This window comes from Nesterenkonia marinintestina (genome assembly GCF_025420485.1).
In the GTDB taxonomy this organism is placed as follows: Bacteria; Actinomycetota; Actinomycetes; order Actinomycetales; family Micrococcaceae; genus Nesterenkonia; species Nesterenkonia marinintestina.
The window spans coordinates 17829-33903 of record NZ_JAOEFD010000003.1; the positions used below are offsets into that span (position 1 = coordinate 17829).

General features: G+C 69.5%; 15 protein-coding genes and 1 pseudogene. 7 read left to right on the forward strand and 9 right to left on the reverse strand.

Going from position 1 to position 16075, the window contains the following annotated elements:
• Positions 1–51: 51 nt before the first annotated feature.
• Entirely contained in the window at positions 52–1293 is a 1242-nt protein-coding gene (locus N7E59_RS03480; protein ID WP_261623527.1) for an MFS transporter, read from the reverse strand.
• 87 nt (positions 1294–1380) lie between these two features.
• Between N7E59_RS03480 and N7E59_RS03485 the strand changes: the two genes are divergently transcribed.
• The 4 genes from N7E59_RS03485 (at position 1381) to N7E59_RS03500 (ending at position 7326) form a co-directional block, all read left to right on the forward strand.
• A complete protein-coding gene (locus tag N7E59_RS03485; protein WP_261623528.1) occupies positions 1381–4407 on the forward strand; it encodes a DEAD/DEAH box helicase in 3027 nt (1008 codons plus the stop codon).
• Positions 4400–5587 (forward strand): hypothetical protein, encoded by a 1188-nt coding sequence (locus tag N7E59_RS03490; RefSeq protein ID WP_261623529.1) that lies wholly within the window; start codon positions 4400–4402, stop codon positions 5585–5587. Before N7E59_RS03485 ends, N7E59_RS03490 begins: the two co-directional genes overlap by 8 nt.
• Positions 5588–5690: 103 nt before the next feature.
• Positions 5691–6425, forward strand: a complete 735-nt coding sequence (locus N7E59_RS03495) for a polyprenol monophosphomannose synthase (RefSeq protein ID WP_261623530.1) — start codon at positions 5691–5693, stop codon at positions 6423–6425.
• A gap of 1 nt (position 6426) precedes the next feature.
• Positions 6427–7326, forward strand: a complete 900-nt coding sequence (locus N7E59_RS03500; RefSeq protein WP_261623531.1) for a dihydrodipicolinate synthase family protein — start codon at positions 6427–6429, stop codon at positions 7324–7326.
• Positions 7327–7393: 67 nt separating this feature from the next.
• Here N7E59_RS03500 and N7E59_RS03505 read toward each other — a convergent pair whose 3' ends face one another.
• From N7E59_RS03505 to N7E59_RS03525, 5 genes and pseudogenes are all read right to left on the reverse strand, one after another.
• Entirely contained in the window at positions 7394–7735 is a 342-nt protein-coding gene (locus N7E59_RS03505) for an RNA polymerase-binding protein RbpA (RefSeq protein ID WP_261623532.1), read from the reverse strand.
• Between the two features lie 667 nt (positions 7736–8402).
• A pseudogene (locus N7E59_RS11895) lies at positions 8403–9269 on the reverse strand (SPFH domain-containing protein); the annotation flags it as partial.
• A gap of 73 nt (positions 9270–9342) precedes the next feature.
• Positions 9343–9828, reverse strand: a complete 486-nt coding sequence (locus N7E59_RS03515; RefSeq protein WP_261623534.1) for an NfeD family protein — start codon at positions 9826–9828, stop codon at positions 9343–9345.
• A gap of 66 nt (positions 9829–9894) precedes the next feature.
• Positions 9895–10755 (reverse strand): methyltransferase domain-containing protein, encoded by an 861-nt coding sequence (locus N7E59_RS03520; RefSeq protein ID WP_261623535.1) that lies wholly within the window; start codon positions 10753–10755, stop codon positions 9895–9897.
• Positions 10743–11219, reverse strand: a complete 477-nt coding sequence (locus N7E59_RS03525; RefSeq protein WP_261623536.1) for a hypothetical protein — start codon at positions 11217–11219, stop codon at positions 10743–10745. Before N7E59_RS03525 ends, N7E59_RS03520 begins: the two co-directional genes overlap by 13 nt.
• Before the next feature lie 68 nt (positions 11220–11287).
• On the opposite strand from N7E59_RS03525, the gene N7E59_RS03530 reads away from it, so the two are divergent.
• The gene (locus N7E59_RS03530) at positions 11288–11677 is read left to right on the forward strand and encodes an SRPBCC family protein (protein ID WP_261623537.1); all 390 of its coding nucleotides are present in this window, start codon (positions 11288–11290) and stop codon (positions 11675–11677) included.
• A 134-nt stretch (positions 11678–11811) separates the two neighbouring features.
• Complete coding sequence (locus N7E59_RS03535) at positions 11812–12726, forward strand: sulfurtransferase (protein WP_261623538.1); 915 nt, start codon at positions 11812–11814, stop codon at positions 12724–12726.
• A gap of 30 nt (positions 12727–12756) precedes the next feature.
• Here N7E59_RS03535 and N7E59_RS03540 read toward each other — a convergent pair whose 3' ends face one another.
• The 3 genes from N7E59_RS03540 to N7E59_RS03550 all read right to left on the reverse strand — a co-directional run bounded on the left by N7E59_RS03540 (position 12757) and on the right by N7E59_RS03550 (position 15402).
• Positions 12757–13728, reverse strand: coding sequence for a substrate-binding domain-containing protein (locus N7E59_RS03540; protein ID WP_261623539.1), 972 nt, complete (start codon positions 13726–13728; stop codon positions 12757–12759).
• 26 nt (positions 13729–13754) lie between these two features.
• Positions 13755–14045, reverse strand: coding sequence for a hypothetical protein (locus N7E59_RS03545; RefSeq protein ID WP_261623540.1), 291 nt, complete (start codon positions 14043–14045; stop codon positions 13755–13757).
• Between the two features lie 100 nt (positions 14046–14145).
• The gene (locus tag N7E59_RS03550; protein WP_261623541.1) at positions 14146–15402 is read right to left on the reverse strand and encodes a Na/Pi cotransporter family protein; all 1257 of its coding nucleotides are present in this window, start codon (positions 15400–15402) and stop codon (positions 14146–14148) included.
• A 237-nt stretch (positions 15403–15639) separates the two neighbouring features.
• Here N7E59_RS03550 and N7E59_RS03555 point away from each other — a divergent pair, with 237 nt between their 5' ends.
• Positions 15640–15999, forward strand: coding sequence for a DUF3054 domain-containing protein (locus tag N7E59_RS03555; protein ID WP_261623542.1), 360 nt, complete (start codon positions 15640–15642; stop codon positions 15997–15999).
• The last annotated feature ends 76 nt before the right edge of the window (positions 16000–16075 follow it).

Below are 16075 nucleotides of genomic sequence, written 5' to 3' on the forward strand. Positions count from 1 at the left end.
CAGCCTAGATTTAGGCATGACTAAAACGCAAACGATGACATGTGACCGGCCTCAGCGTCCGGCCGCACGGCGTCTCGTCCGTCCCGAGGCCTCGTCGGAGTAGCGCGGCAGCCACCGGGCCAGGGCGGCGGAGGCCAGTGGGCCCATCGCGGCGGCAGTCAGCACGCCGGCGGCCAGCGAGCCCAGCGCCGCTCCGCCGGCGAGCATCAGCGGCCCCACGGCAAGCCCGCTGTCCTGCAGCAGGCGCCACAGACCCAGGAACTGCGGTCTGGCGTCCGCCGGTGCGACGTCGGCGCCCACCGTCATCAGGATCCCGGATCCCAGTCCGTTGCCCAGTCCGATCAGCATCGCCACAGCCGTCATCTGCCCCGCGGACGATGTCAGCGGCAGGGTCGCCGTCGCGGCACCGAGCATCAGCATGGCTGGCACCCCGATCCACAGGCGGCCGAATCGGTCCATCACCTTTCCCGCCGGATAGAACATCAGCACATCGAGACCGCCGGCGAGACCGAAGATCAGGGAGATCGTCGTCGCATCGAGGCCGAGGTGCTCACCCCACAGGGGGATGACCTGCTGACGCGCACCGCGAAGACAGCCGATCAGGACCACGGCGGTCCCCAGGGTCGCGAAGAGGCGCCGCCGGGCCAGGAAGACCTCACGCAGACTGACGCGGACGGCGGCGGTCGAAGATCCGGGTCCGGCAGGGTCGTCGGTCTTCGCCGCCCCTGCGAGCGCGACCACCAGTCCGGCCAGCACCGCCGTGGTGCAGGCGACCACGAACACCAGTCGCAGTTCGCCTCCGTGGATGACCAGTGCACCGACGAACGGACCGAGGAACTGACCCATCCGCATGGCACCGCCGAGCGTGGAGAGCACACGGGCCCGATGTCCGACCGGCGTCACTGCGGTCAGATAGGAGTGCCGAGCCAGCTGGAAGACCGAGTTCGCCGCCCCGACCAGCAGCACGGCCGCCGCCAGCGTCGCCGCAGACGGTGCCCACGCCGCGACCAGGAACCCCACTGCGGCCGCCGCCGCGGCGATGAGCATCGCCGCCCGGTCGCCGATCCGTGCCGCCAGTGCTCCTGCGGGCACGTCGGCCAGGATCTGACCGACCGGAAGCATCGCGGCGATCAGGCCGGCCGTCGCCAGGGACGCCCCCTGGTCCACCGCGGCGGGCGCGATGATCGGCAGCATCGCCCCGACCCCCAGGCTGAACACGAAGGAGGGGACGAGCCCTCCGAACACCACCGTGCGCAGCGGGAACAGCTGGGCGGCGGTGGGGCGGTCGGTCACAGCCTCACCCTAGGACATGGGTCCGCTCAGTGACGTCGGCGATGGTGGCGGCGCTGACCTCGGCGGTGATGCCATAGGCTGGAGGCCATGACTTCACCGGCCGAGCGCTATGCCGCAGCGCGACGACGGAACGCCGAGGCCAGGACCGAGCTGGGGGCCTTCCGAAGAGGTCAGGAGTTCGACCTCGACGAGTTCCAGCTGCAGGCCTGCCGACACCTCGAGGCCGGCCAGACCGTGCTGGTGGCCGCGCCGACCGGGGCGGGCAAGACGATCGTCGGCGAGTTCGCCGTCCACCTGGGCATCGCCCGGGACCGCAAGACCTTCTACACCACCCCCATCAAGGCGCTGTCCAACCAGAAGTACCACCAGCTGGTCCAGCAGTACGGATCGGAGCGGGTCGGACTGCTCACCGGTGACACCGCCGTCAACGGGGATGCGCAGATCGTGGTGATGACCACCGAAGTCCTGCGCAACATGCTCTACGCCGATGCGGAGCCGCTGCGGGACCTCGGATACGTGGTCATGGACGAGGTCCACTACCTGGCCGACCGGTTCCGCGGAGCCGTCTGGGAAGAGGTCATCATCCACCTCCCGGTCCACGTGCAGCTCGCCGCCCTGTCGGCCACGGTCTCCAACGCCGAGGAGTTCGGCGCCTGGTTGGACACCGTGCGCGGCGAGACCGCCGTGGTGGTCTCCGAGCATCGCCCCGTCCCGCTGTGGCAGCACATGTACGTCGACCGCGACCTCTACGACCTCTTCCTCACCGAGGACGACGCCGCAGGCGGATCCTCGGCAGACCGTCGCGGGCGGCACATCGACGAGGCAGCCGCGGATCCGAGCACCCTGCTGGTCAACCCGGAGCTGCAGCGTCTGACCCATCGGCACCAGGTACCACCCTCGCGACGCTCGGGCGGGCACCGATCGCGGGGCCGCGGTCGGCGCGACGGACGGGGACAGGGACCCCGCAGCGGAGGCGGAGCCGACGTCTCAGGGATCTCCGGAGCACCGCAGGGGCGTCGGCTCAACCGCCCCCAGCTCATCCGGGGACTGGACCGGGCCGGGCTGCTGCCGTGCATCACGTTCATCTTCTCCCGGGCCGGATGCGAGGCCGCGGTGGAGCAGTGCCTGCAGGCCGACCTGCGCCTGACCACGCGGGAGGAGGCCGCAGAGATCGCCTCACGGGTCGAGGCCGTCGGCTGGGAGCTGCCGGCCGAGGACCTCTCGGTGCTCGGCTTCGACAGCTTCCGCGAGTCGCTGGTCCACGGAGTCGCCGCCCACCATGCGGGACTCCTGCCGCCGTTCAAGGAGCTGGTCGAGGAGCTCTTCGCCGAAGGGCTCCTCAAGGTCGTCTTCGCGACCGAGACTCTGGCGCTGGGCATCAACATGCCGGCGCGTACGGTCGTCATGGAGAAGCTGGACAAGTTCAACGGCGAGAAGCACGTCGACATCACCCCCGGCGAGTTCACCCAGCTGACCGGGCGGGCAGGACGTCGGGGCATCGACGTCGAAGGCCATGCCGTGGTGGTGTGGCACCCGGGGATGGACCCCCGACAGGTCGCCGGCCTCGCCTCCAAGCGCACCTATCCGCTGAACTCCAGCTTCCGCCCCAGCTACAACATGGCGGTGAACCTCACCGCGCAGTTCGGCACGGCGCGGGCCCGGACCATCCTCGAGTCCTCGTTCGCGCAGTTCCAGGCCGACCGCTCCGTGGTGGGACTGGCGCGCGAGGTGGCCGACCGCGAGTCCTCGCTGCGCGGCTATGAGGAGTCGATGCAGTGCCATCTGGGCGACTTCGCCGAGTACGCCGCGCTCCGACGGCGGGTCAGCGCCCTGCAGAAGGACCGGGCGAAGGCGAAGAACCGGCAGCGTCGTCGAGAGCTGGTCCGCGTGCTGGCCGCGCTGCGCCCCGGAGACGTCATCGAGGTCACCGGCGGTCGTCGGCGGCTGCGCGAATGCCTGGTGGTCCACAGTGCGCCCGAGCACGACCCGCGCCCCAGCGTCATCACCGCGGAGGGGCAGCTGCGCAAGCTCACCGTCGAGGACCTCTCACAGCCCCCGGAGGTGCTCAGCACCATCCGCCTTCCGCGGAAGCCCCAGGTCAAGGTGCCGAAGGTCCGACGCGACCTGGCCTCGACGATGCGCGCCGCGCTGCGGGACCGCACACCTCCGCGGTCCGACGCCCCGACGGCCGGGTTCGGATTCGTCGAGCAGGGATCCGAGGACCTCCAGGAGCTGGAGTCACAGCTGAGACGCCACCCGTGCCACGGCTGCTCCGACCGTGAGGACCACGCCCGATGGGCCGAACGATGGTGGAAGCTGCGGCGGGAGACCGATCAGCTCCGCGGCCGCATCGACCGTCGGACCGGGTCGATCGCCAAGACCTTCGACAGGATCTGCGCGGTGCTCGGAGATCTGGGACATCTGCGCCGGGTCGAGGACGAAGGCGCTGAGCACGACGGGGGCACGACGGTCACGGACCAGCCGGTCCTGCCGGGAGAGGGCGACGTGGAGGCCTTCGGCGTGACCGGACGCGGCGAGCGGCTCCGCCGCATCTACGGCGAGCGGGACCTGTTCACCGAGATCCTCCAGGAACGGGGCGTGTTCACTCGCCTGGAACCCGCCGAACTGGCCGCGTTCAGCACCGCGCTGGTCTATCAGGCCAAACGTGAGGACGAGGGGGCCATGCCGCAGATGCCCACACGTGCGGTGGCGGAGGGTGTCCGGACCGCCGTGGACGTCCACGCCGACCTCGAGTCCCGCGAAAAGAGCCATCACCTCGATCCCACCCCGGCTCCCGAGCTGGGCCTGATCCCCCCGATGTATGCCTGGGCCAGCGGCCGGAGCCTGCGCAGCTCGTTGGAGGATTCGCCGTTGGCGGCAGGCGACTTCGTCCGATGGGCACGGCAGTGCATCGACGTGCTGGACCAGCTGGGACGGGCACCCCACACCTCGGCCAAGCTCGCCCAGAGGTGTCATGAGGCCGTGGACCTCATCGGTCGAGGAGTGGTGGCCTACTCCAGCGTCGGCCCGTCGGTCCTGCATGACGCCGACGGTGGCGGCGAGGACGGCCCGAATGATAAGGACATCACTGAAGAGGACGACGAAGATGACTGACGCAGCAGGTCCGCACCTGATGACGAACGTGACCGTCCATTCGACCGCCGAACCCTACGCCGAGGCGATGATCGTCGAGGACGGGGTCGTCGCCTGGGTCGGTTCCGAGGAGACCGCGGAGCGGCTACGCGACGAGCGGTCCGTCGTCGAGGACGGCGGGGCGGCGCTGGCGGCTCCGGCGTTCTTCGGGTGGCTGCGACGTCCGGTCGGCACCTCGGCCGCCGAGCTGGAGGCCGCCCTCGACGCCGCGGCCGAAGGGGGCACGGCGACCCTCCGCCTGGTGATCGACGGACTCGACGACCAGGACCCGGAAGCTCTGACGGCCGCCGCGACGCTCCTGGGCATCGCCGCCGAGCACCCGGTGACGATCCATCCGGTCCTGGAGCTCACCGACGCCGCAGCCCGGCGGGACGGGTCGGCGGCCCGCCTCGCAGACGCCGTGGGGGAGCGCGAGGCCGGCTCCGACGCAGTCACGGCGATCGGACTTCCGACCTCACTGTGGTCCGCCGAGGATCCGGGTGCGAGCATCCTGCCCGTGGCCCTCCGGTGCGCCGAGGACGGACGTCAGCTGGTGCTGTCCCTGCCACAGGGGGCCGCTCCCTCGACGGTGGTCCACGTCGTCACCGGAATGCGTCGCCGCCTGATCGAGGAAGCAGGCAGGCGCCCGCCTGCCGACCGACCGACGGTGCTGTTCGGGTTCGACTCGCCGGACATCGACGACTGGGAGGCACTGATCGGCACCGGAGTGCACGTCGTCCTCTACGGACCGGGACACCTATCGGCCGCGCTGAAGGCGGGCGTCCCCACCAGCGCGGCGCCGGGGGAGGGGCAGTGCCCCTGGGAGCTGGTCTCCGCCCACGTGCATCGCGCCGAGGACCCGGTCTCCGTCCGTGCGGCGTTCAACGCCCAGGTCAGAGGTGCGCACCGCATGGTCTCGGGACAGCCGGCCGGTCAGCTGAACCCCGGCTCGGCGGCGACGTACGCGCTGTGGGACGTCGACTCGCTGGCGGTCCAGACTCCGGACAGCCGGACGGCCGCCTGGAGCACCGACGCCCGAGCCCGCACCCCGCTGCTCCCATACCTCGACGGGACCGAGCTGCCCCGTGTCCGGCGCACCGTGATCGCCGGTCACACGGTGGTCCGGGCACCAGCGGCGGAGACCGTCGGGCACATAGACTGACCTCGGTCGGCACATCGGGACGTCGGCCCCCGAGTGACCCGACACCGACTCGGAGAGCGACTCTCCGGGTGAGACCGTGAGGCGAAGGGACGGACAGCCGGCTGTGAAGATCCTGACGATCATCCCCACCTACGATGAGATCGATGCGCTGCCGGTGACGGTCCGGCGCCTGCGTGCCGCCGTCCCGGAGTCGGACGTCCTCATCGTCGACGACAACAGCCCCGACGGCACCGGACGCCTCGCCGAGCGGATGCACACCGAGGACCCCCAGATCCACGTGCTGCACCGGAGGGTGAAGGACGGGCTCGGCGGCGCCTACATCGCCGGCTTCCGGTGGGGGCTCGAACGGGGATACGACGCCCTGATCGAGCTCGACGCCGACGGCTCGCACCAGCCCGAACAGCTGCCCGACCTCCTCGCACGCATCGATGAGGCGGACCTGGTCATCGGTTCCCGGTGGGTCCCGGGGGGATCGGTGGTCAATTGGCCGATCCGCCGCGAGATCATCTCTCGGCTGGGCAGCCTGTACTCCAGGACCATGCTCGGGCTGAAGGTCCGTGACATCACCGCGGGCTTCCGCGTCTTCCGGGCCGAGACGCTGCGGGAGATCGACTTCTCCACCATCGAGTCGGTGGGCTACGGCTTCCAGGTCGACATGACGTTCCGGGTCGCGCAGAACGGTCGGGTCATCCGGGAAGTGCCGATCACCTTCAAGGAGCGTGAGGTCGGAGACTCCAAGATGAGTGGGGACATCGTCGTCGAAGCGATGATCAACGTCACCCGATGGGGCCTGGGCGCCCGCGCCCGGACGCTGTCCGGTCGTCTCGGACTCGGCTGACATGCGCATCGGACTCCACGCGTTCCCGCTGACGCCGTTCGTCGACGGCGCTCCCGACGAACCGCACTTCTCCCGGCTGGTCGAGAGGCTCGCCGGGTCGGGGGTCGACGCCGTCACCGTGCTCGGCTCCACAGGTTCCTACGCCTACCTGACGCGGCGGGAGCGCAGCAGACTGGTCCGCACGGCGGTCGAGCACGCCGGCGACATGCCCGTCGGAGCGGGGATCGGGGCGCTGCGGACCACCGAGGTGCTGGCGCACCTCGAGGACGCCCAGACCGCCGGAGTCGGGGAGGTGCTGCTCGCCCCGGTGTCCTACCAGCCGCTGCGCGACGATGAGGTCGCCGGCCTGTTCGAGGCCGTGGCGGCCGAGTCCGACGTCCCCGTGGTCCTCTACGACAATCCGACGACCACGGGCTTCAGGTTCAGCGATGAGCTCTATAGAGACATCGCCCGCTCCGGCGCCGTGTCGGCGATCAAGATTCCCCCGGCCGGACCCGACCCCCAGCGGGCGCGGGCACGCATGGCCTCCCTGCGGGAGATGCTCCCCGCCGATGTGCCGATCGGCATCTCCGGCGACCCTTCGGCGGCGGCCGCACTGGCGGCACGCTGCGACGGTTGGTACTCCGTGCTGGCCGGGACGCTGCCGGAGCTGTGCATGCCCCTCATGCGGGCGGCACGCTCCGGGGACTCCGAGGGCTGTCTCGCCGCATCCGAGACGCTGAACCCGCTCTGGAACCTCTACACCGAGTGCGGAGGCAGCCTGCGCGCGATCGCAGGCATCGCTGAGCACCTCGGCCTGGTGGCCCCCGACTGCCTGCCCCGTCCTCTGAGGGGACTCTCAGCGGCGCAGCGGAGCCGGGTCGGGGAGACGCTGGACTCCCTGGGCGTCACGGCACGCTGAACGGCCGGCGACATCTCGTCGCCGGCCGTTCAGGGACACAGATCTGATGTGGGTGTGGGAGAGCGGGTCAGACCGTCTCGCCGCGGCGCTCACGGAGCTTCTTCAGGCGCTCCGTGAGGATCTCCTCGAGCTCCTCCTCCGAGCGGCGCTCCAGGAGCATGTCCCAGTGCGTGCGCACCGGCTTCTCCGGGGTCTCGTCCGGCTTGGAACCGTCGACGAGAACACCCTCCTTACCGGTCGGGGAGGTCCAGGTCGCCGGGATGTCCGCCTCCGCGGAGAAGGTGACGGTGATGCGCTCACCGTCCTCACACACATACTCGACGTCCTGACGGGGCGCGGGCTCGACGCCCTGCTCGGTCTCCATGGACTGCGCGCCCAGACGCATGCCTCGCAGGCTGCGGTCGCTCATCGGTGCTCTACCTCCAGCAGATGACAGGTGTACTGAAGCCCCACAACACTGTGGGGCACCCGGATATTCCGGGCGCCCCACAGTGCTGTGGTCGGACGGCGGCGGCTCAGCCCCGGGGCTGACCGTGCGGCGGCTGCTGCTGCCACTGCTGGTCGGGCCGCCAGTACTGCTGCTGGGCCTGGGCGTCGTCCTGCGGTGCGGAGGGCTCAGCGCCCTGCCCATCGGAGTGGTGGTCACCGGCCTGCGGCTGACCGGACTGGTGCTCGCCCGAGCCGATCTGGCCCTGACCGATGTCCCGACCGCTGCCCACCGAGTGCTGCGCCTCCGGCGGAGCGGACTCGGCCACCCGCTTCAGCGCATCTGAACTCGATTCGTCGGAGACCGAGGACTCCCGACCCCCGCTGCGGTTGCGACTCTCGGCCCGCCGGGTCTCCTCCTCGAGCTGCTCCGAGAACTCGTAGTGGGGGTTCTCGTCGGTGACCGACGTCGACCGAGCGGACTCGGCGAGGTCGGCGATGGCGTTGGAGATCGCCGGCTTACCCTTCTTGCGGGCCTCCGACTCCAGCTTCTCCTTCTCCTCCTTGCGGCGCTTCAGCCTCTCGGCACGAGCCTCCCGCTCCTGCTCCCGCTCCTCAGTGGTGCGGGTGTCCTCCGGGTGGGAGTCCTTGCCGGCGAATCCCGAGGAGAACGTCTTCAGCGCTTCGCCGAACTCGCCGGGGATGACCCACATGGTGTTGGAGTCGCCCTTGGCCAGCTCCGGCAGGGTCTGCAGGTACTGGTAGGAGAGCAGCTCCGGGCCGGGCTCGGCGTCGTGGACGGCGTGGAAGACGGTCTCGATGGCCTGCGCCTCGGCGTTCGCACCGAGGATCCGCGCCTGCGCCTCACCTTCGGCGGCGAGGATCGCGGCCTGGCGCTCACCCTCGGCGGTCAGGATGGCGGACTGCTTGGTCCCCTCCGCGGTGAGGATGGCCGCGCGACGGTCGCGCTCGGCGCGCATCTGCTTCTCCATGGAGTCCTGGATGGACATCGGCGGTTCGATGGCCTTCAGCTCCACCCGGGCCACACGGATGCCCCACCGGCCGGTGACCTTGTCGAGCTCCCCGCGCAGCTGTCCGTTGATGGTGTCTCGCGAGGTCAGCGCGGCCTCCAGGTGCATCCCGCCGACCACGTTACGCAGGGTGGTGGTGGTCAGCTCCTGCACCGCGTGGAGGTAGTTGCCGATCTCGTAGGTCGCGGCCTTCGGGTCGGTGATCTGGAAGTAGACGACCGTGTCGATGGACACCACCAGGTTGTCCTCGGTGATGACCGGCTGCGGGGGGAAGGAGACGACCTGCTCGCGCATGTCCAGCAGCGGGAGCAGACGGTCGACGAAGGGGACCAGAAGCGTCAGCCCGGGGGGCTGGACCCGCTGAAACTTGCCGAGCCGTTCGACGATCCCGGTGCGGGCCTGGGGGATGATGCGGACGCTGCGGGCCACGATCACGACCACCAGCACCAACAGGGTGATGAGCACGATGAGGATTGCGATATCCATGGGGGTCCGTTCTGTTCGGGTGAGCTGTCTCGGCGGCGGTGTTCGTGCCGGCGGCCGGCCGGGGGAGGGGCGGCTACGCCTCCCGCGTGTCGGGTTCGTGCCAGCTGATCGCTCGGGCCGCCTTGAGGTAGACGGTCGCACCGTCCACCGAGTCGACGACTGCGGCGGCCCCGGGCTCGAGCGGTTCGTCTCCGACGGATCGGGCCGTCCAGGTCTCGCCGTCGACCTCGGCCAGTCCGGATTCGCGCGTGACCGTCTCAAGGGGTTCGGCGTCCATGCCGGTGACACGGTCGATGTTCGTCAGCTCCTCGGGCGTTCCGCCGCGCAGGTGCCGCAGCGCCACGGGCCGCACGGCGCCGAGCATGAGCAGCGCGGTCCCGGAGCCCACCACGACCTGCAGCCAGGGATCACCGCCGGCCAGCGCCACCGTCGTCGCCGCCCCGGCACCTGCGGCGAGCATCAGGAAAAGCATGTCGAGCATGAGCAGTTCGATCACCAGGAGCGTGAGGGTCAGTGCCAGCCACGCGGCCCAGAGGTTCTCCGTGATCCATTCGATCATGGGGGCTCCCTCCTTCGACGCCGAAGATCGTGCTCCCCATCATACTCACTCGGTGAAGTCCCGTTCTCACGGGGCGAACACCGAGATCCGCAGGTCGATGGTCAGTGTGACGGCATCGTCGTCGACCAAACCCCTGGTCAGGGGCTCGACCGCGTCGCGCGTCCGGTGGTGGCCCGCCGGTCCCATCATCACCAGGTCGACCGCCGTCGTCGGTGTCACCCTCACCGATCGACGCAGGTCGCGGGAGTCGACGGCCGTCCCGAGATGCGGCTCCATCGCAGCGGCGAGCGCCTCGGCCTTGTCCTCCTGCTGAGACAGCAGTCCCGCGTCGGCGAGCTCTGCGAGGTGCTCAGCTCCCGGCGTCACCACGACCGCCGCCCCTCCGTCCCGCAGCACTCGACGGAACTCGGAGGGGTGACGGGGTGCGAAGATGTCCAGGATGAGGTCGACGGATCCGTCGGCCAGCGGCAGCCCGCGCCAGATGTCCCAGGTCACCGCCAGGACGCCGGGGATCTTCGCCGCCCGGCGCAGCGCGGCGGGGGAGAGGTCGAGGGCGACGGCGGCAGCTCCGGGACGTTCAGCGATCAGGGGCCGCAGATAGTGCCCGGTGCCGGCTCCGCAGTCCACGATCACCGGCCGGTCGACGGCATCCAACCAGGGGGCCGTCACCTCATGGAGGGTGCGGCTGAGTGCTGAGAACACGCCGGCGTCCTGAACCCGCTCACGGGCGAGGATCATCTCTGTGCCGTCCGGCGTGGCGCGGCTGCCCCGTCCGACCAGGAGATTGACATAACCCTGACGTGCCGCGTCGAATCGGTGACCGGCGGGGCAGCGGAGCCCGGTGACGCCCCGCTCATCCCGCACGACCGTGACGTCGGCTCGGCAGTGCACGCACAGCACTGCGGGGTCCGACGTCAGGAGCTCCACGCGGCCACCATCACCTCATAGGGTCCCGCGGTGACCGGCGGAGAGTCCGGCGGTGCCGTCGCGAGGGCGGATTCGGGGATCACGTTGCTCATCGTCATACCTGACGGGGCTGCACCGTCTGCGGAGAGGTCGAGGGCGATGAGCCAGCCCCATTCCTCGGCGTAGGTGCCGCTGAGGCTGATGCCGGCATCAGTGTGCGTCCCGTGCAGACGCATGAGGGCGGGCTGGTGGTGCCACGTGTCGAACCACGCGGCCTCCACGGTTCCGTCGTCATCCGGTGCGCCGATCAGCAGTCCGCCGTGTTGGGGGCCGTCGTCAGGGTGGTTCCAGGTGTACGTCACCGAGACGGCCGAGGGTCCGATGCTCTGCAGGGCCACCTGAGAGGGACCCTCGACGAGCCGGTCGAAGGGCATCAGGCGGAAGCTGCAGGTGCCGGCCGCACTGCGGCTGTGGTCGTGCTCCATGGTCACACTCTGCCAGTACTCGGCCGTCGGGACGAGCCTCGCCGTCGCGCCCGTGTCAGGCTGGAGCTATGGAGGACCGAGAGATCCGCCGGGTCGTCGCCGCGACGCCGGACGCCGTCTATGAGTTCGCGCGCGATCCGTCGAATCTGCCGCTCTGGGCATCGGGCCTGGCTCAGGCCGAGGTCGACCGTCGCGGCGATGATCTGATCGTGGAGTCGCCGATTGGTCGGGTACTCGTCAGGTTCGTCCCACACAACGCATCGGGCGTGCTGGACCACGAGGTGACTCTGCCGTCCGGTGAGACCGTCACCAATCCGATGCGGGTGGTCGCCCATCCCGAGGGCGCTGAGGTCATCTTCACCCTGAGGCGGCGCGACCTCAGTGACGAGGAGTTCGCCCGCGACGCCGACGCGGTGTCCGAGGACCTGGATCGCCTGGCGCACCTAGTTACCCTATAATCTATATTATGTCAGTTCAGTCCTGGCGCGTCTCCAACTGGTCCTCCCCTGTGCACCGGGCCGGGTCTCTGGCAGGATCGATCATCAGGATCGCGTGGCTCATCGATTCACCACGTCGTCGGAAGGACGGCTCCATGACAGAGAAACCCTCCGCCTCCCGCAGCGCCGACTCCGGCCCGCTGATCGACGTCGATGAGCTGGAACGATCCCTGCGCGACCCGGATGTGCCGACACCGACCCTGCTGGACGTCCGGTGGAGCCTCGGCACCCCGTCGGACGAATCGTATGAGCAGTATCTGACGGCCCATGTTCCCGGCGCCGTCTTCGTCGACCTGACGACCGCACTCTCCGGCCCGGCCCGCGAGGACGGTTCAGGAGGACGGCACCCGATGCCCGATGCGGAGCGGTTCCAGGCCGCCATGCGCAGACTCGGAGTCTCCGAGGATCATCCCGTCGTGGTCTATGACGCCGGGCCGGGTCTCGCCGCCGCGCGGGCCTGGTGGATGCTCGGCCACTTCGGCGCAGATGACGTCCGCGTTCTGGACGGGGGCCTGGCCGCCTGGCAGGGGGCGGGCTCGGCCGTCGAATCCGGCGAGCACTCCCCGACTCCCGGTGACTTCACGGCCGAGGCCGGGGGCCGACCGTCGGTGACGGCGCAGGACATCGCCCGACGCCTCTCCGACTCCTCATCCGCGGAGGCCGCAGGCACCGTCCTCATCGACGCGCGCCCGCACGAGCGCTTCATCGGTCGTGACGAGTCCGTCGACCCCGTCGCCGGCCACATCCCCGGCGCGGTGAACCTTCCTGCACTCGACCTCATCGATGACGGCGGCGGGCTGCTATCCGGTGACGAGGTCGTCGCGGCCTTCTCCGAGCGGGGCGCCCACCCGTCGACTCCGCCGACGGTGTCCTGCGGCTCCGGCGTCCAGGCGTGCCACCTCGCCCTCGCCTGGGAGGCCGCGCATCCCGAGGCCCCTCCGGCCGCTGTGTACATCGGTTCGTGGAGCGACTGGATCTCCGCCGGGGACCGCCCCGTGGCCCGCGGCTGACCCGCGCGCGACCGCCGAACCCTCAGGACCTCACTCGTCGACGCCCGTCTCCCGCGACTCGAGGCGCTCCTGGGCGTCCTCATAGTCCTCGGGCGACAACGGATAGAAGAAGGCCCTCGGCAGGATCGAGCGGCCGTCGGACAGGAGTCGTTCGGCGTAGGCCTCGACGTCGCCGTCCTCCTCCAGGCTTTCCACAGCGATGTAGGTGTAGAGGGTCCGCACCAGGGGGTACTCCCCCTCGGCCGAGCTGAGGGCGTCCGGTGGGACGTCGTCCACGGCCACCGTCTTGATGTCGGGCTGGACCTCCTCCGGTGCCGCGAGGTAGTTGCCCACGCCCATGAAGGCCATCGAGTAGTCGTCCTCGGAGACGAGCTCGGCGAGTTCGTCGAGTCCGTCCTCCTCCAGATAGTCGTCGCTGAACTCCTCGGGATCCCCGAAGAGCTCCTCGGCGAAGTGGGTGTAGGTGCCCGAGTCCTCGCTGCGCCCGTACAGGGCGATCTCCTCGTCGGGCCAGTCGTCGCGGAGATCGGACCAGGTCTCCACCGACGAGTCCTGCGTCCAGATCTCGCCGAGCTCGTCCATCGTCACGTCGGTGACATCTTCGTTGGCGGTGTTGACGATGACGGAGAGTGCGTCGTACCCGATGGGGAGCTCGACGAACTCGACTCCGGAGTCCTCGCAGGCGGCCCGGAGATCCTCGACCCCCTCGGGGGCGTCGGAGCCCGGCATGCGGATCGACGCGTTGGCGATGTCCGCCTCCCCCGCACAGAAGTCCTCCAGCCCTGCGAGCGTCCCCCGTCCCGAGACGTCGGCCTCCACACCGCTCTCCCGCACAGCGATGCGTGAGATGGGTTCGATCGTGGCGGATCCCACGATGCGGACGTCCTCTTCGGAGTCCGCCGCAGCCCCGCTGTCACAGGCGGCGGTGAGCAGGAGTCCGAACGGCAGCGCGGCTGCGGGCCACCGTCGATGGATGCTGATCTCGCTCTTCCGTCCCGTCATGGTTCTGCCCTCCGGCCGTGTGCGCCTCAGGCGCCGGGACGCCCGCTCCCCCAGGCGTCGTCGGCGCGATACTCTTCGATGGCCGACTGGAAGAACTTCCGCACGGCCTGCCAGTTGATCTGAGCCTGTTCGAGGTACTCGCTGAGCCGCTCGACCTCCTCATCGGTCCCCTCGTGGGCCTCGTCGGCCCGCATCTGCCGTCGGAACTCCCGACGGCGGTCGAGCTCGACACGCAGCTGCTCCACCTTGGCCTCGGCCTCCTGGAGCATCTCGAGCAGCTCGCGGTCAGGATGATCCTGATGTTCGATGCTGTCCATAGACGTGTCGTCCGGCGTCTGACGCCCTCGGTGCGAAGTGTCCATACTTCCTTCCCGGACCTCGGCGGTCCTCCGGTCGGTGGGCAGCTGCCCGGATCGTCTAGAACACCCAGGTGCTGACACCGATCAGCACCGCCGGCAGCACGATGAAGAGACCGCCCAGCCAGAACAGGACGTACATCTTGTTCTTCGCTCCCAGATCCCCCAGCCACTTCGCTCCCTTCACGGGGAGGGGCCGCAGGAAGGGGACGGCGAAGATGATCGTGGCGGAGAAGAGGTTGTAGATCAGGTGGACCGCTGCGGCGGTCATGGCGGCAGTTCCCTCCACGCCGGAGAAGCCGAAGGCCGCGATCATGGCGGTCATCGTCGTACCGATGTTGGCTCCGACGGTGAACGGATAGATCTGCCACAGCGAGAACTTACCCGAGGCGGCCATCGGCACGGTGAGTGAGGTGGTCGTCGAGGACGACTGCACCATCACCGTGATCAGGGCCCCGGAGCCGATTCCCGAGATGGGCCCTCGGCCGATGGCGGCGTGGAAGATCCGCTCGGCGCGTCCCACCAGCAGGGACTTGAGCATGTTGGCGATGAACTTGATGATGAGCAGGATGAGCGCGATGCCCAGCAGGATCATCAGCACCCCGCCGATGACCTCCGGCAGGATCCCCATGACGGCGGCCTCGATGAGGTCGGCACCGGGAGAGGTCACCGCGGAGACGGCATCGCCGAAGGCCGTGAAGATCGTGGTGACGATTCCCCCGTCGGTGCCGGTCGTCAGCTGTGCGAACCAGTCGGCGATCGTGCCCAGCACGCCGAAGATCAGCTCGATGGGAAGCAGGATCGCCACCGCGAGGAGGTTGAACATGTCATGCACGGACGCGGCGGAGAAGGCTCGGCGGAACTGCTCGCGATCCGACGCGGCTCCCAGCGACACCAGGGTCGACGTCATCGTGGTGCCCACGTTGGCGCCCATGAGCATCGGGATGGCGATCTCGATCGGGAGTCCGCCCGCGACCATACCCACGACGATGGACGTCGTCGTCGAGGACGACTGGGTCAGAGCGGTGGCGAGGATGCCGATCACCAGTGCGACGAAGGGATTCGAGGCGAAGCTGAACAGCTCCTCGGCCTGTCCGCCGGTCGCGGCCTCGAATCCGGAGCCGATGGCGCCCACGGCGGTGATCATCACGTAGATGGCCGCGACGACTGCGAGCCATTCGACGATACGGAGCGGACGACCGGTCAGCGGAAGACGTCGGAGCGGACTGGCAGGCGCCGCCGTATCGGCACCGTCGACCTCGATCTGTCGAACTCCGTGCTCGGAGTCGGTCGACTCGTCCCTGATCGTCTGTGACATGGGCGGACTGCTCCCTGCCTCGAGGTGACCTGAGTGTGCGCCCCTCTCCCCCGGGGCGCGGATCAATCCCACCAGACCGAGGTGAACGACGGATGAACTGGAACGAAGTCTCAGATGTGACATCCGGCACCCGAGCGGACGACGGACAGGTAGTGTGCGAGTATGCCGCCTGCACCACCGGAGCAACGGTCCGTACGAGACGCTCGACTCCGATCGTCGCACGTCGCCTCCGGCCCGGTGCGCTGGTCCCTGCTGCTGATCGACGGCGGACTGGTCGTCCTCTTCGCCGTGCTGGGCAATCGCAGCCACGACACCGGCCTCGGGATCGGCGACGTCCTCGGCACGGCGGGGCCGTTCCTGGTCGCCCTCATCCTCACCACGCTCCTGCTGCGCGGCCACCGCAGGCCGTCACGGATGGTGCCCGACGGGCTGGTCGTCTGGACGGGCACCGTGGCCGGCGGCATGCTGCTGCGGGCGGCGACCGATCTGGGCGGCGTCCAGGTATCCTTCGTGCTGGTCGCGGCGGGGGTCCTGGGCGTGCTGCTGTGCGGTCGTCGACTGCTCACCGGTCTGCTCCTACCGGCCACCCGCGGCTGAGACCGTCCGGCGAAATGTCCCGCCGGGAGCATCGTCGCACCCACGCTCCCCGCCAGTCGTCGAAAGGACCGATGCC

Bases quoted from the DNA above. Each gene is read 5' to 3' on its own strand.
- N7E59_RS03485 (WP_261623528.1), top strand. From the start codon at position 1,381: ATGACTTCACCGGCCGAGCGCTATGCCGCAGCGCGACGACGGAACGCC.
- N7E59_RS03490 (WP_261623529.1), top strand. From the start codon at position 4,400: ATGACTGACGCAGCAGGTCCGCACCTGATGACGAACGTGACCGTCCAT.
- N7E59_RS03500 (WP_261623531.1), top strand. From the start codon at position 6,427: ATGCGCATCGGACTCCACGCGTTCCCGCTGACGCCGTTCGTCGACGGC.
- N7E59_RS03505 (WP_261623532.1), bottom strand. From the start codon at position 7,735: ATGAGCGACCGCAGCCTGCGAGGCATGCGTCTGGGCGCGCAGTCCATG.
- N7E59_RS03515 (WP_261623534.1), bottom strand. From the start codon at position 9,828: ATGATCGAATGGATCACGGAGAACCTCTGGGCCGCGTGGCTGGCACTG.
- N7E59_RS03525 (WP_261623536.1), bottom strand. From the start codon at position 11,219: ATGGAGCACGACCACAGCCGCAGTGCGGCCGGCACCTGCAGCTTCCGC.
- N7E59_RS03530 (WP_261623537.1), top strand. From the start codon at position 11,288: ATGGAGGACCGAGAGATCCGCCGGGTCGTCGCCGCGACGCCGGACGCC.
- N7E59_RS03535 (WP_261623538.1), top strand. From the start codon at position 11,812: ATGACAGAGAAACCCTCCGCCTCCCGCAGCGCCGACTCCGGCCCGCTG.
- N7E59_RS03540 (WP_261623539.1), bottom strand. From the start codon at position 13,728: ATGACGGGACGGAAGAGCGAGATCAGCATCCATCGACGGTGGCCCGCA.
- N7E59_RS03545 (WP_261623540.1), bottom strand. From the start codon at position 14,045: ATGGACAGCATCGAACATCAGGATCATCCTGACCGCGAGCTGCTCGAG.
- N7E59_RS03550 (WP_261623541.1), bottom strand. From the start codon at position 15,402: ATGTCACAGACGATCAGGGACGAGTCGACCGACTCCGAGCACGGAGTT.